The organism is Ruminococcus callidus ATCC 27760 (assembly GCF_000468015.1).
Taxonomy (GTDB): Bacteria; Bacillota; Clostridia; order Oscillospirales; family Ruminococcaceae; genus Ruminococcus_C; species Ruminococcus_C callidus.
Genome location: NZ_KI260454.1, coordinates 1 through 587, shown reverse-complemented (window position 1 = coordinate 587; position 587 = coordinate 1). Strand labels below are relative to the sequence as shown.

Here is a 587-nt window from a genome sequence, read left to right as displayed (position 1 = left end):
GTGCAGATGAGAGTAAATGCGGTTACTGCAAGTGTATTCTTGGCAAGTGCAGAGTGACGGAGATGCTTGTCGAAATGGCAAAGACGAATGCCACGCTGGACGAACTGCAAAAGCGTCTGGATGCAATGAACAGTCAGATTTCCGAACTGCAAACCAAGGTGGATGACTTGACCGCAGGCGAAATCCTAGCGACCGGACAGTGCGGTGAAAACATCTACTATGTTCTCTATGACAATGGCAAACTGCTGCTGCGTGGCACGGGTGCAACATACGACTATACTTCTCGCGATTCGGTATTCTATCAAAACGACAAGATCAAAGAAATTGTACTCAGCAATGGCATTACTCGTCTTGGTGACAGTTTGTTTTATCATTGTTCCAATGCAGAAACGGTATCTCTTCCAGCTACACTGACCAGCATCGGTGATTCCGCTTTTGCACAGGAAGATGCTGTAATCAATGATACCGCCGGTCTGACTTCTGTTACCATTCCGCAGGCAGTTACTGCAATCCAGTCGCATGCATTTTATCACACCGCCATTACAGAAGTCGTTGTGCCTGCCAGCGTGAAAACGTGGGGAAAGTAT

The 587-nt window shown here is 47.4% G+C and carries 1 protein-coding gene; it reads left to right on the top strand.

Annotated elements, in window-relative coordinates:
- Positions 1-74: 74 nt before the first annotated feature.
- On the top strand, positions 75-587 hold a 513-nt coding region (locus RUMCAL_RS11370), incomplete at its 3' end, for a leucine-rich repeat domain-containing protein (protein WP_040648084.1).